General features: G+C 72.7%; 12 protein-coding genes. 9 read left to right on the forward strand and 3 right to left on the reverse strand.

Translation table 11 applies throughout. The annotated features are described in order from the left end of the window. Positions 1–187 precede the first annotated feature (187 nt). On the forward strand, positions 188–1,183 hold the full coding sequence (locus FEF34_RS22560) for a helix-turn-helix domain-containing protein (RefSeq protein WP_138054767.1): 996 nt from the start codon (positions 188–190) through the stop codon (positions 1,181–1,183). Between the two features lie 199 nt (positions 1,184–1,382). Here FEF34_RS22560 and FEF34_RS22565 read toward each other — a convergent pair whose 3' ends face one another. After that, positions 1,383–3,146, reverse strand: a complete 1,764-nt coding sequence (locus FEF34_RS22565) for a dolichyl-phosphate-mannose--protein mannosyltransferase (protein WP_138054768.1) — start codon at positions 3,144–3,146, stop codon at positions 1,383–1,385. A 74-nt stretch (positions 3,147–3,220) separates the two neighbouring features. Here FEF34_RS22565 and rsmI point away from each other — a divergent pair, with 74 nt between their 5' ends. The 7 genes from rsmI (at position 3,221) to FEF34_RS22600 (ending at position 10,796) form a co-directional block, all read left to right on the forward strand. Continuing rightward, positions 3,221–4,099, forward strand: a complete 879-nt coding sequence (gene rsmI / locus FEF34_RS22570) for a 16S rRNA (cytidine(1402)-2'-O)-methyltransferase (protein ID WP_138054769.1) — start codon at positions 3,221–3,223, stop codon at positions 4,097–4,099. A gap of 159 nt (positions 4,100–4,258) precedes the next feature. Then, positions 4,259–4,771 carry a hypothetical protein gene (locus FEF34_RS22575; protein WP_138054770.1) on the forward strand — a complete coding sequence of 171 codons (513 nt, stop codon included), beginning with the start codon at positions 4,259–4,261 and terminating at the stop codon, positions 4,769–4,771. 125 nt (positions 4,772–4,896) lie between these two features. Then, positions 4,897–5,823: a TatD family hydrolase gene (locus FEF34_RS22580; protein WP_138054771.1), complete on the forward strand. Its 927-nt coding sequence runs from the start codon at positions 4,897–4,899 to the stop codon at positions 5,821–5,823. Positions 5,824–5,989: 166 nt separating this feature from the next. After that, the gene (locus FEF34_RS22585) at positions 5,990–7,546 is read left to right on the forward strand and encodes a resuscitation-promoting factor (RefSeq protein ID WP_138057657.1); all 1,557 of its coding nucleotides are present in this window, start codon (positions 5,990–5,992) and stop codon (positions 7,544–7,546) included. After that, positions 7,543–8,418: a 16S rRNA (adenine(1518)-N(6)/adenine(1519)-N(6))-dimethyltransferase RsmA gene (rsmA, locus tag FEF34_RS22590; protein ID WP_138054772.1), complete on the forward strand. Its 876-nt coding sequence runs from the start codon at positions 7,543–7,545 to the stop codon at positions 8,416–8,418. Before FEF34_RS22585 ends, rsmA begins: the two co-directional genes overlap by 4 nt. After that, the gene (locus FEF34_RS22595) at positions 8,415–9,308 is read left to right on the forward strand and encodes a 4-(cytidine 5'-diphospho)-2-C-methyl-D-erythritol kinase (protein WP_138054773.1); all 894 of its coding nucleotides are present in this window, start codon (positions 8,415–8,417) and stop codon (positions 9,306–9,308) included. Before rsmA ends, FEF34_RS22595 begins: the two co-directional genes overlap by 4 nt. Positions 9,309–9,470: 162 nt before the next feature. Continuing rightward, the gene (locus tag FEF34_RS22600; RefSeq protein ID WP_138054774.1) at positions 9,471–10,796 is read left to right on the forward strand and encodes an acyltransferase family protein; all 1,326 of its coding nucleotides are present in this window, start codon (positions 9,471–9,473) and stop codon (positions 10,794–10,796) included. On the opposite strand, the gene FEF34_RS22605 is transcribed toward FEF34_RS22600, so the two are convergent. Next, positions 10,764–11,009 (reverse strand): DUF397 domain-containing protein, encoded by a 246-nt coding sequence (locus tag FEF34_RS22605; protein ID WP_138054775.1) that lies wholly within the window; start codon positions 11,007–11,009, stop codon positions 10,764–10,766. The genes FEF34_RS22600 and FEF34_RS22605 overlap by 33 nt on opposite strands. Continuing rightward, on the reverse strand, positions 11,006–11,821 hold the full coding sequence (locus FEF34_RS22610; protein WP_138057658.1) for a helix-turn-helix domain-containing protein: 816 nt from the start codon (positions 11,819–11,821) through the stop codon (positions 11,006–11,008). Before FEF34_RS22610 ends, FEF34_RS22605 begins: the two co-directional genes overlap by 4 nt. Positions 11,822–12,048: 227 nt before the next feature. Between FEF34_RS22610 and FEF34_RS22615 the strand changes: the two genes are divergently transcribed. After that, the gene (locus FEF34_RS22615; protein ID WP_138054776.1) at positions 12,049–13,854 is read left to right on the forward strand and encodes an ABC-F family ATP-binding cassette domain-containing protein; all 1,806 of its coding nucleotides are present in this window, start codon (positions 12,049–12,051) and stop codon (positions 13,852–13,854) included. Positions 13,855–13,915 lie beyond the last annotated feature (61 nt).

Consider the following 13,915-nt stretch of genomic DNA (forward strand, 5'->3'; position numbering starts at 1 on the left):
CGCACCGGCATAGCGGGAAGCCGCCTCATTCATGAGGGGGAGGAGCCACGTGCATGGGCCGATTCTCGGAATGCGAGACGGACATGGCCCAGGGTTTGGCCCAGGCGGGAAGCTTCCGGGCAGCAACCTGCCCGGTCTGCGGATACCGTTGAGGGCGGCGCGGCGAGAGCCTCAGGCAAGGAAGTTCATGTCGCAGCTGCACGCGCTCGGAATCGACCACACCGCCGAAGCCGTCTACCGGCTGATGCTCGCAGAGCCCGAGCACGGCGTCGCCGAGCTCGCCGAAGGCCTGTCGCTCTCGGTGGAGGAGGTACGCGCCGCCCTCGACCAGCTCGCCGAACTGCGTCTGTTGCGGACCTCCCGGCAGGCAGACGGCGGTCTGCGCCCGGTCTCCCCCACCGTCGGCATCCAGCTCCTCCTCGCCGTGCGGGAGAAGGAACTCCGCCACGCCCAGCAGGAGTTCGCCGACGCCCAGGCAGCCGCCATGGCCCTGCTCCAGCAGCACGCCGAAGCCGAGACGGGCCGCCACGACGTCGAGGTCCTCACCGGCGTCGAGGAAGTCCAAGCACGTCTGGAACAGCTCACCCACAACTCCACCGCGCCCCTGATGTCCTTCATACCGGGGGGCGCGCAGAGCCGGGCCGCCCTCGACGCATCCCGCCCGCTGGACGCCGCCATGCTGGCACGAGGCATCCCCATGCGCGTCCTGTACCAGGCATCCGTGCGCAACGACCCCGCGACACTGGACTACGCCCGCTGGCTCACCTCACAGGGCGCGCGGGTGCGCACCGCCGCGGTCCTGCCCGTGCGCATGGTCCTGTTCACCGGCCAGGCCGCGCTGCTGCCCATCGACCCCGACCACACCCGCCGCGGCGCCGTCCAGCTGCGCGGACCAGGCGTACTCACCGCGCTCGCCGCCCTGTTCGACGCCGTCTGGGAGCAGGCGGACGCGTTCGGGACGGCCGCCAACCGGGAGTTGGACGACAACGGGCTGACGGGGCAGGAGCGGCAACTGCTGCGTCTCCTCGCCGAGGGGCACACGGACGCGATCGTCGCCCGCAGGCTCGGCATCGGCGTGCGCACCGCGCGCCGGATGATGGCCGACATCATGACCCGCCTCGGCGCCCGCTCCCGCTTCGAAGCGGGAGCGAAGGCCGTACGGCGCGGCTGGCTCGGCCACTGAGCGACGCGACGCGGTGACGTTGCGAAGTCCGTCTGGCGTGCACGGTCCCGGGCCGTCCCTGAGTCGTCCCCGGGCCGTCCCTGAGTCGTCCCCGGGCCGTCGAGCGACGGCCCACGACGGCCCACGACGACCGGAGACGCCCGTCGACGACCACGGTGGGCCCCGGCACCACCACGTGCAGGGCCCGCCGTCGTGCCTGCTAGACCCAGGTGTCCAGCCACATCCGGGCCCGCCAGTCGTCCATCGGGATCGGATCGCCCGTGAACAGCGGCCAGAAGTAGATGAAGTTCCAGAAGACGAGCAGTACCAGCACGCCCGCCGCGACCGCGCCCACCGTCCGGCGGTGCTCTCCGGGGGCGAACCCCTGTTCCGTCGGGGCGGCGGGGACGCCGGTGCGCTGGGCCGGGCCGATGATCGCGCCCAGGAGCATCGCGACGGCCAGGCACAGGAACGGGACGAAGACGACCGCGTAGAAGATGAAGATCGTCCGCTCCTGGTAGAGGAACCACGGCAGCCAGCCCGCGGTGATCCCGCAGGCGATCGCGCCCGCGCGCCAGTCGCGGCGGAAGGCCCAGCGCCACAGCGCGTAGACGACGGCGAAGCACGCGATCCACCACAGCACGGGAGTGCCGATCGCCAGGACCTCGCGCGCGCACTTCTCGGTGGCGGTCACCGGGCAGCCCGCGGTGCCTGCCGCCGGGTCCTCGTAGAAGTAGGAGACGGGACGGCCCAGGACGATCCAGCTCCACGGGTTGGACTCGTAGGTGTGACCGGACGTCAGATTGACGTGGAAGTCGTAGACCTCGGTCTCGTAGTGCCAGAAGCTCCGCCACCAGTCGGGGAACACCCCGCTCCAGGGGCTGTCCTCGCCCGCCGTCGCCGCCCAGTCCCGGAAGTAGCCCTTGTCCGTGAAGATCCAGCCGGACCAGGAGGCGACGTACGTGGCGACCGCCACCGGCAGGCCGACGAGTGCCGGGAGGAGGTCGCGCCTCAGCACCGCCAGGTACGGACGGACCGCACCCGCCGTCTTCCGTGCGCCCGCGTCCCACAGCAGCGTCATCAGGCCGAACGCGGCCAGGAAGTACAGGCCGTTCCACTTCGTGCCGATCGCCAGGCCCAGCATCACCGCGGCCGCGATCCGCCACGGCCGCAGACCGAGCCGAAGGGTCTCGGCGATCCGCGGGTCCGGGCGCAGCACGCCCTCCGCGTCGACCGGGAGCGCGTCCGCGAACCGCCGTCTCGCCCGGTCCCGGTCGACGAGCAGACAGCCGAACGCCGCCAGGACGAAGAACATCAGCACCTGGTCGAGCAGCGCCGTGCGGCTCATCACGAAGTGCAGCCCGTCCGTGGCCATCAGCGCGCCCGCGAGGCACCCGAGGAACGTCGAACGGAACAGCCGCCTGCCGATCCGGCACAGCATCAGGACCGACAGCGTGCCGAGCACGAACACCATGAAGCGCCAGCCGAACGGGGTGAACCCGAACATCTGCTCGCCGAGCCCGATGATCCACTTTCCCACCGGCGGGTGCACCACGTAGCCGGGGTCCGACGGGATCGCGACCGCGTCCGGGTTCGCCAGGATCGCCTTGTCGACGTCCTTCGGCCAGGAGCCCTCGTAGCCCTGGTTGACCAGGGCCCACGCGTCCTTCGCGTAGTACGTCTCGTCGAATATCACCGCCTTGGGGCTGCCCAGCCGCCAGAACCGCAGCAGCCCGGCCACCAGCGCCACCAGCAGCGGGCCGCCCCACGCCGAGAAGCGCTCCACCCGGCGCGCCGCCCCGGGCGGCACCCCGAGCAGGGACCACAACCGGTCGGAGGGCCGGGTGTACGGCGGCACCAGCCGCTCGCGCAGCCCGATGCCGGGTCTGGGCACATGGCCGAATCTGCGCAGGCGCTGCTGCCAGGACGGCGGCTGTTCCACGACGTCCCGACCGTGCGCGGCCCGTGGGGTGGTACTGGTCACCGCGCCATCGTAGGGAACGCGTCTGTGCGAGGGGCGTGGCCCGCCCTGCGAGGATTGCTCCTGTGACTGGATCGGTGACTGGAACACTCGTACTGGCAGGGACCCCCATCGGTGATGTGGCGGACGCTCCGCCGCGGCTCGCGGCCGAGCTGGAGAACGCCGACGTGGTCGCCGCGGAGGACACCCGGCGGCTGCGCCGACTCACCCAGGCGCTGGGGGTGCACACCCGCGGCCGGATCGTGTCCTACTTCGAGGGCAACGAGTCCGCCCGCACCCCGGAACTGGTGGAGGCGCTGGAGAGCGGCGCCAGGGTGCTGCTCGTCACCGACGCCGGGATGCCGTCCGTGTCCGACCCCGGTTACCGGCTCGTCGCCGCGGCCGTCGAGAAGGACATCAGGGTCACCGCCGTGCCCGGCCCGTCCGCCGTGCTGACCGCGCTCGCCCTGTCGGGGCTCCCGGTCGACCGGTTCTGCTTCGAGGGCTTCCTGCCCCGCAAGGCGGGGGAGCGGCTCGGCCGGCTGCGCGAGGTCGCGGACGAGCGCCGCACCCTGGTCTACTTCGAGGCGCCGCACCGCCTCGACGACACGCTCGCCGCCATGGCCGAGGTGTTCGGCGCGGACCGCAGGGCGGCGGTCTGCCGGGAGCTGACGAAGACGTACGAGGAGGTCAGGCGCGGTGGCCTCGGCGAACTGGCGGCCTGGGCTGCGGAAGGCGTGCGCGGGGAGATCACCGTCGTCGTGGAGGGCGCCCCGGCCCCGGGCCCGTCCGAGCTGGGTGCGGACGAGCTGGTGCGCAGGGTGCGGGTGCGCGAGGAGGCGGGAGAGCGGCGCAAGGAGGCCATCGCGGCGGTCGCCGCCGAGGCGGGCCTACCCAAGAGGGAGGTGTTCGACGCGGTCGTCGCGGCAAAGAACGCGGCAGGAACAGGACCGTCGAACGGTAAAGGTCTATCGTGAAAGGCAAAGCTCGGACCGCGCGATCACGCCTTTCGGAAATGCGCCGGCCAAATCCTCGCCAATGAGCCGGAAGGCCTGATGTCATCCCGCGGCGGCAGGAGTCCACTGGTAGAGGACACACCCCGCCGAACGGGGGTCAGTGGATCAGGAGGAGCTGGCATGAGCGACACAGCGGGCACCCCGAGCGGCGCGGGACCCCTTCCGGTCGGCGCACCCGAGACGGTGCAGGAGTCCTACGCCTTCGCCTGTATGCGGTGCGGCTACGGCTGGGAGCAGACCTACGACATCGAGCACCACATCGACGGCTCGGGTCGGCCCTTCTTTACGTACCGCGTCCAGGGGCAGGTCGTTCCCTCCCCGCTGAACCGGCTGACCTGCCTCAACTGCGGCGGGCAGAAGGTCCGCATCATGCGCGCCGGACAGGTGTCCGGCCTCGCCGAGTCGCTGCGCCGCCAGCACTTCGCGCCCCCGAACTTCGCCACCGCCGGGCCGGTTCCGACGTCCGGGCCGGAGCCGAAGGTCCCCGGGCGCCGCCACGGGGCACGCGCCGCCGACGCGTCCGCGTCCGAGGGCGCGGTGTCCGAGGGAGCCTCGGCCGGAGCCGCCCTGCCCGAGGATGTGCCGCGCCGGGGCCTCGGCGGGATGTTCCGCGGCTTCCACCGCCGTAAGTGAGTCCGGCCCGCCCGTGCTCGCAGCGGGCCGGCCGTGGGCACGGATCTCCCTGCCGGTGAACCCGTCCGCGGTCCCGTCGCAGCCGTGCGTGAGGCCGTGGCCATGGTCCTCGTACGATCGTGGGCATGAGTGCCAAGCCCAACGACACCCCTCCGCCACTGCCCGCACCGCTGGCCGTACAGGTCGCCGATTCGCACACCCATCTGGACATGCAGACCGGCACCGTCGAGGAGGCGCTGGAGAAGGCGGCGAAGGTCGGTGTGACGACCGTCGTCCAGGTGGGGTGCGACATCAACGGCTCGCGCTGGGCGGCCGAAACGGCGGCACGGCACGGGAACGTCCACGCGGCGGTCGCGCTTCACCCGAACGAGGCGCCGCGCATTGTGCACGGCGACCCCGTCGAGGAGGCGTCGCGAAGCGGATCGGGCAAGGGCGGCGGTGGGGGCCGGGCTGGGCGGTCCCGGCAGGGTGCGCGGCCCGGCGGCGGGGACGCCGCGCTCGACGAGGCGCTCGCCGAGATCGACCGGCTGGCAGGTCTCGACCAGGTGCGGGCCGTCGGCGAGACCGGGCTCGACCACTTCCGTACGGGTCCGGAGGGCATCGCCGCCCAGGAGCGGTCCTTCCGCGCCCACATCGAGATCGCCAAGCGCCAGGGCAAGACCCTCGTCATCCACGACCGCGACGCCCACGCCGACGTCCTGCGGATCCTGGCCGAGGAGGGCGCCCCGGAGCGCACGGTCTTCCACTGCTACTCGGGGGACGCGGAGATGGCGCGGATCTGCGCCGACGCCGGGTACTTCATGTCCTTCGCCGGCAACGTCACCTTCAAGAACGCCCAGCCGCTGCGGGACGCGCTCGCCGCCGCCCCGCTGGAACTCGTCCTGGTGGAGACCGACGCGCCGTTCCTGACGCCCGCGCCCTACCGCGGTCGGCCCAACGCGCCGTATCTCATTCCGGTCACGGTGCGCGCGATGGCCGCGGTGCGGGGGATCGACGAGGACGCCATGTCGGAGGCGATTGCTTCGAACACGGCTCGTGCATTCGATTACTGAATGATAACGAACCGTCACATTCCGGGACCCGTCTGGCATGGCGTCGCGACACCGGGTAGTCGTCCTGCTTTGGAGAGTGACGAGGAGCGGCTAGGGTCCCGGCCTCGTGAGCACTTCGCAGGGCAGTCACCGTGCCGGCCGCGGCGGTCGCCGCGCCGCCCGGCTCATGGAGCCCCCGCCGCCGCCCGTGCCGCCGGCGCCCGTCAGGGTGCCGCCCCACGGCCGGGCCGCGCCGGTGTCTCCGTACGCGCCGACGGTCACGGCGTTCCGGCCCGGGACGCCCGAGGATCCACCCGGCGGTCCCGGGGGCGGCCGCCCCGGTCCCGACGGCTCCGGCCCGGCCGCTCGGCCCCCCGGCCCCGTCACACCGGGCCGCCCCGCCGGTGCCCCCGCCCGTGAGCCCGCGGGGCCGGCGACCGCCGCTGTTCCCCCCACTCCCGTGCGCCGCGGCGCCGGCGCCCGCCCGGCCCCCGCCCCCGCGGGCGGTCGCGCCGCCACCCGGGCCGAGGCCCGCCGGGCCGTCACCCCCGCCGAGGTCCCACCCGCGCCCGCGGGCGGTCGCGCGGCCACCCGGGCCGAGGCCCGCCGCGCCGCCCGGCGCCGCAGGAGCGGACCGTTCACGCTCGGCGGCACCGACGGGCTGCGCCGCCTCATCCCGCAGGCCCTCGTCGTCGCCTTCCTCGCCGGCGGCACCACCGCCTTCGTCGCCGCCGACAAGGCCGTCCGCCTCAGCGTCGACGGCGTGCCCCGCACCCTGCACACGTTCGCCGACGACGTGGGGGAACTCCTCGCCGAGGAAGGGCTCACGGTCGGCGAGCACGACATCGTCGCCCCGGCCCCGGGCGCGGAGCTCTCCCACGGCGACGAGGTCGTCGTCCGCTTCGGCCGCCCCGTCACCCTCACCGTCGACGGCCGCAGCCGCCGGGTGTGGACGACCGCCCGCACCGTCGAGGAGACACTGCGACAGGTCGGGGTGCGGGCGAACGGCGCGTCCCTGTCCGTCTCGCGCTCCCGGTCCATCTCCCGCGGCGGCCTCGACGTCGACGTGCTGACCGAACGGACCGTCACGCTCATGGCCGACGGCCGGGCCCGCACCGTCCGCACGAACGCGGCGACCGCGCGGGAGGCCGTCGAGGCGGCCGGTATCACCCTCGGAGGTCAGGACACCACCTCCGTGCCCCCGGACAGCTTCCCGCGCGACGGCCAGACGATCACCGTCCTGCGCATCAGCGACACCGAGGAGGTCCGCGAGGAGCCCATCCCGTACGACACCGTCCGGACCGACGACCCGGAGCTGCACCGGGGCACCGAGGTCGTCGCCCGGGCGGGGCGGGCGGGCGTGCGGCGGGTCACCTACGCGGTGCGGACCGTGAACGGCGTCCGGCAGAAGCCCCGGAAGGTCTCCGAGGAGGTCGTGCGGGAGCCGGTCGCCCGGCAGGTGAAGTCCGGCACCAAGCGGCCGCCCGACTCGGTCCGGGGGGCCGACGGGCTGAACTGGAAGGCGCTGGCGCAGTGCGAGTCGGGCGGGCGGCCGGACGCGGTGGACCCGTCGGGCACCTACGGCGGGCTGTACCAGTTCGACACCCGCACCTGGCAGTCGCTCGGCGGCCGCGGCCGCCCCCAGGACGCCTCCCCCGAGGAGCAGACGTACCGGGCGAAGAAGCTCTACGTGCAACGGGGGGCGAGTCCGTGGCCGCACTGCGGCCGTAGGCTGTACCGGTGAGCACCACCGATCCCGATGCCCTCCTCGGTCCCGCCGACATCCGAGAACTGGCCGCAGCGCTTGGCGTACGCCCCACCAAGCAGCGCGGCCAGAACTTCGTCATCGACGCCAACACCGTCCGCCGGATCGTCCGCACCGCCGAGGTGCGGCCCGACGACGTGGTCGTGGAGGTCGGCCCGGGGCTCGGCTCCCTCACCCTCGCGCTGCTGGAGGCCGCGGACCGGGTGACCGCCGTCGAGATCGACGACGTGCTCGCCGCCGCACTGCCCACCACGATCGCCGCCCGGATGCCGGAGCGGAAGGACCGATTCGCGCTGGTCCACTCCGACGCGATGCACGTGCGGGAGCTCCCGGGCCCCGCGCCCACCGCGCTCGTCGCCAACCTCCCGTACAACGTGGCCGTCCCGGTCCTGCTGCATATGCTGGAGCGCTTCCCGACCATCGAGCGGACGCTGGTCATGGTGCAGTCCGAGGTCGCCGACCGGCTCGCGGCCCGGCCCGGCAACAAGGTCTACGGCGTGCCGTCGGTCAAGGCGAACTGGTATGCCGAGGTCAAGCGGGCCGGGGCGATCGGCCGGAACGTCTTCTGGCCCGCGCCGAACGTCGACTCCGGGCTCGTCTCCCTGGTCCGGCGCACCGAGCCGCCGAAGACCACCGCCACCAGGGCCGAGGTATTCGCGGTCGTCGACGCGGCCTTCGCACAGCGCCGCAAGACGCTGCGGGCCGCGCTCGCGGGCTGGGCGGGCTCCCCGGCGGCTGCGGAGGCGGCACTGGTCGCGGCCGGGATCTCGCCCCGGGCGCGGGGCGAGTCGCTGACGGTGGAAGAATTCGCGCGCATCGCGGAGCACAAGGGAGCCGGGGAAACCACGTGAGCGTCACCGTACGGGTACCTGCCAAGGTCAACGTCCAGCTGGCCGTCGGCGGGGTCCGGGACGACGGGTACCACGACCTGGCCAATGTGTTCCTGGCCGTCGGGCTGTACGACGAGATCACCGTCACCCCCGCCGAGTCGCTGACCGTCACCTGCACGGGCCCCGGCGCGGACCAGGTGCCGCTGGACCGGACGAACCTCGCCGCGCGGGCGGCGGAACTGCTCGCCGAGCGCCACGGGATCGCCCCGGCCGTGCACATCCACATCGACAAGGACATCCCCGTCGCCGGCGGCATGGCGGGCGGCAGCGCCGACGGCGCGGGCGCGCTCCTCGCCTGCGAGGCGCTCTGGTCCACCGGGGCGTCACGGGAGGAACTGCTCGGCATCTGCGCGGAGCTCGGCAGCGATGTGCCCTTCAGCCTGGTCGGGGGCGCCGCCCTCGGCACGGGCCGCGGCGAGCGGCTCACCGAGCTGCCCGTCGGCGGGGCGTTCCACTGGGTCTTCGCCGTCGCCGACGGAGGACTGTCCACCCCCGCGGTCTACCGGGAGTTCGACCGGCTCAACGAGGGCGCGGACGTCCCCGCGCCCGTGGCGTCCCCGCCGCTGCTGGACGCCCTGCGCACCGGCGACGCGGGCGCACTGGCCGGGGTACTCGTCAACGACCTCCAGCCCGCGGCCCTCTCGCTGCGCCCGTCGCTCGCGGACACGCTGCGCACCGGCTCCGACGCGGGCGCGCTGGCCGCGCTCGTCTCGGGCTCCGGGCCGACGACCGCCTTCCTCGCCAAGGACGCGGACGCGGCGGGGCAGATCGCCGAGGCGCTGCTCGGGTCGGGGACCTGCCGCACGGCCCGCGTCGCCCAGGCCCCGGCGCAGGGCGCGACGATCCTGTAGTCGGCGGTTGGGCGGTTCGGAGGTGCGGCGGCTCGGCGGTTGGGCGGTTGGGCCGCTCCGTAGCTCCGTAGCTCCGTAGCTCCGTGGTTCTGCGGGTACTCAGGCCCGAGTTGAGTACGAACGCCCTCACGCCCGCTCGCCCCCGGACGGGACCGTGGGCGCATGGAATCACGCGTACGTGCGCTCGCCGAAGCCACCCCGGACACCAGGGACCGCTACGTCGACCTGCTGAGGGTCGTCTCGCTCGGGACCGTCGTGCTCGGGCACTGGCTGATGGCCGCCGTCACCGCCGACGGGGTCGGCAATCTGCTCGCCGTCGTGCCGGAGCTCCAACTCCTCACCTGGGCAGTGCAGATCATGCCGGTGTTCTTCTTCGTCGGCGGCTTCTCGCACGCGCTCTCGTACCGCTCCCTGCGCCGCAGGCACCCCGCGGGCGACGGCACCTCGGTCTACGCGGCGTTCCTGCGGGCGCGGCTGCGCCGACTGCTGCGGCCCACGATGGTCTTCGTCCTCGTCTGGGGCGCGGCGGCGCTGCTCGTCCAACTGCTCGGCGGCGGCAGCGGGCTGACCGGTGTCTCCCTGCGGCTCGTCACCCAGCCGCTGTGGTTCATCGGGATCTATCTGGCGATGGTCGCCTTCACCCCGCCGCTGCTGAAGCTGCACGAGCGGTACGGCTGGGGCGCGTTCGGGGCGCTCGTCGCCGGCGCGGTCCTCGTTGACGTGCTCCGGTTCGCGCTGGGGGTCCCCTTCGTGGAGTTCCTGAACTTCGCCTTCGTCTGGCTGGCCGTGCACCAGCTCGGCTTCCTGCGGGCCGACGGGCGCCTCCGGCTGCCGTCGGCGCTGGCGGCGACGGGACTGGCCGGCGCCGCGCTGCTCGTGGCGGCCGGGCCGTACCCGCTGTCCATGGTCGGCATGCCGGGGGAGAAGGTCTCCAACATGTCCCCGCCCACGCTGGCCCTGCTCTGCCACGGCCTGTGGCTGGTCGGCGCGGTGGAGCTGCTGCGCGGGCCCGGCGCCCGGCTGGTGGCGCGTCCCCGGGTCTGGCGCACGGTCGTCGCCGCGAACGGCATCGCCATGACCGCGTTCCTGTGGCATCTCACCGCGATGCTCGGCGTCTACGGCGGGATGCTCGCCGCCGGAGTCACCCTGCCGGAACCGGCATCGGCCGCCTGGTGGGCGCAGACCCCGCTGCGGATCGCCGCGGCGGCGCTCCTCACGGCGCTGCTGGTCGCCGCGTTCCGCGGCTTCGAACAGCCCTCACCCGCACCGGTCCGGCCCGGCTCGGGCCCGCTCGCCGCGCTCGGCATCGCCCTCTGCCTGTTCGGTGTGCTCGGCCTGTCCATGGTCGGCTTCGCCGGTCTGCTGGACGGCCGCACGGCCACCCTGATCGCGGTCCCGGTCAGCGCCCCGGCCGCGGTCGCGATGGCGCTGGCGGGCTGGTGGCTGGTGGAACGGTCAGGCTTCGCCGTAGGCCGAGACGAAGGCTGACCAGACTGCGGCGGGGACGTCGAGCCGGGGGCCGTCGGGGACCTTGGAGTCGCGGACGTGGACGGTGCCGGGGCAGGCGGCGACCTCGACGCAGTTGTCGCCCTGGGCACTGCTGTAGCTGGACTTGTGCCAGTCCAGGGCGACTTCGACGCAGCTGTCGCCCTGGGCGCTGCTGTAGCTGGACTTGAACCAGGCGAGTTCTGCGGTGCTCATAGCGCTCCTCGGATTCGCTCCAGCAGGCCCCGGGACTCGCTGGGGGTGAGAGCCTGTGAGCGCAGTGTGTCATAAGCCTGTTGGAGCGGGACCACCTCTTTCGGGTCGCCGATCAGCCTGCCGTTGCGCTGCCCCTCGGAGTAGGCGTACCGCTTCCCGTCCGGCCCTTCCAAGAGGGCAAGAGGGCCAGCCAGACAGGCGTGGAACACGCAGGCGGTCGGCATGATCTGAAGCGTCACGTTCCGCGGGGCGCTACTCACCAGCACATGGTCGAGCATCTGCCGGGTGACCTCCGCACCGCCGAGCCGCTGCCGGAAGACCGCCTCCGTGACGATGAAGCTGAAGGGCACGTTGGGCCGTTCACGCAGGAGCCGTTGCCGCTCCAGCCGCGCGGCGATCTGACTCTCCACCTGTTCGTCCGACAGGGGCGGCACCTCGTTCTCGTACAGGGCACGTAAGTACCCCTCCGACTGCAGCAGCCCCGGCACCATCCTGCACTCGTACGTGCACAGGCTCACCGCCGTCCGCTCCCGCCGCGCCCACTCCCTGAACCACGACGCCAGCCCCGGCTGCCGCGTCAGATGCCCGAACGCCCGCCGGAGCGCGCCCGTGTTCCCCAGCGCCGCCTCCGCCAGCTCCACGAACTGCGTGTCCGGCATCCGGCGGCCCAGTTCGATCGAGGCCACCGTGTGCCGGGAGAAGCGCACCATCGGTGCGAACGCCTCCCGCGTCAGCCCCGCGTGCTCCCGCAACCCCTGCACGAACGCCCCGAACGTCTTCAGACTGTCCGACGACACCGGCTCGTCGTCCACCCCGGCCAAATCCGCCTCCTCCAGGTGCGTTCCCAGGTCCCGGCCGCCAGGTCCGGCAAGGCCGACAAGGTCGACTCGGTCGACTCGGGCGACTCACCCAGCGTCGCGACCCGGTCACGTACTGTCCACTCTCCGTGGGTGTACGGTCGCGCACCGTACGCGCGGACTGCGGACGGTGCGCCCCGACTACCCTGGTAGGTCGATCGAGCCCCCCTGTCAGGAGAGAAATGGCCGTCAATCTGGTCAATGTCGAGGCAGTCAGCAAGGTGTACGGCACCCGTGCCCTGCTCGACGGAGTGTCGCTCGGCGTCTCCGAGGGGGACCGCATCGGAGTCGTCGGGCGCAACGGAGACGGCAAGACCACGCTGATCCGCATGCTCGCCGGGCTGGAGGAGCCCGACACCGGCCGGGTCACCCACAGCGGCGGGCTGCACATCGGGGTGCTCACCCAGCACGACTCGCTCGATCCCGCCGCCACGATCCGCCACGAGGTCATCGGCGATCTCGCCGACCACGAGTGGGCCGGCAACGCCAAGATCCGCGATGTGCTCACCGGTCTCTTCGGCGGGCTCGACCTGCCCGGCTTCCCGCAGGGCCTGGACACCGTCATCGCCCCGCTGTCCGGTGGCGAGCGGCGCCGGATCGCGCTCGCCAAGCTGCTGATCGCCGAGCAGGACCTGATCGTCCTCGACGAGCCCACGAACCACCTGGACGTCGAGGGCATCGCCTGGCTCGCCCAGCACCTCCGGGCGCGCCGCTCGGCCCTCGTCTGCGTCACCCACGACCGCTGGTTCCTCGACCAGGTCTGCACCCGCATGTGGGACGTCCAGCGCGGCACGGTGTACGAGTACGAGGGCGGCTACTCCGACTACGTCTTCGCCCGCGCCGAGCGGGAGCGCATCGCCGCGACCGAGGAGACCAAGCGGCAGAACCTCGTCCGCAAGGAGCTCGCCTGGCTGCGCCGCGGCGCACCGGCCCGGACGTCGAAGCCCCGCTTCCGCGTCGAGGCCGCCAACGAGCTGATCAAGGACGTGCCGCCGCCCCGCGACACCTCCGAGCTGATGAAGTTCGCCACGACCCGGCTCGGCAAGACCGTCTTCGACATCGAGGACGTCACCGTCCAGGCCGGACCGAAGGTCCTCCTCAAGCATCTGACGTGGCAGCTCGGCCCCGGCGACCGGATCGGCCTGGTCGGCGTGAACGGCGCGGGCAAGACCTCCCTGCTGCGCGCCATGGCCGACGCCGCGGGCAGCGACGGCGAACGGCAGCCCGCCGCCGGGCGCATCGTCACCGGCAAGACCGTGCGGCTCGCCTACCTCTCACAGGACGTCACCGAACTCGAACCCGAACTGCGGGTGCTGGAGGCCGTCCAGCAGATCCGCGACCGTGTCGACCTCGGCAAGGGCCGGGAGATGACCGCGGGCCAGCTGTGCGAGCAGTTCGGCTTCTCGAAGGAGAAGCAGTGGACCCCGGTCGGCGACCTGTCCGGCGGTGAGCGGCGTCGGCTCCAGCTGCTGCGGCTGCTGATGGACGAGCCGAACGTCCTCTTCCTCGACGAGCCCACCAACGACCTCGACATCGAGACGCTGACGCAGCTGGAGGACCTCCTCGACGGCTGGCCGGGCTCGATGGTCGTGATCTCCCACGACCGCTTCTTCGTCGAGCGCACGACCGACCGCGTGCTCGCGCTCCTCGGTGACGCGACACTGCGGATGCTGCCGCGCGGCATCGACGAGTACCTGGAGCGCAGGGCGAGGGTCGTGCAGGCGGCGGCTCCGGCAGCCGCCGCGCCCGCGAAGCCCGCCGGAGCGGAGAAGTCCGCGGCGGACCAGCGGGCCGCGAAGAAGGAGTTGCAGAAGATCGAGCGGCAGCTCGACAAGATCTCCGAAAGAGAATCCACGCTGCACTCGCAAATCGCCGAAAACGCAACCGACTTCGAGAAAGTGGCGGAACTCGACGCGCGCCTCCGCGAACTCTCCGGCGAACGGGAAGAGTTGGAAATGCGCTGGCTCGAACTCGCCGAGGACGCGTAGCGGCGGCGCGCGCCGGTCGCGTAACGACGGCATCACGGGCCGGTTCTCCCTTGGGTACAGG

The organism is Streptomyces marianii (genome assembly GCF_005795905.1).
Classification (GTDB): domain Bacteria; phylum Actinomycetota; class Actinomycetes; order Streptomycetales; family Streptomycetaceae; genus Streptomyces; species Streptomyces marianii.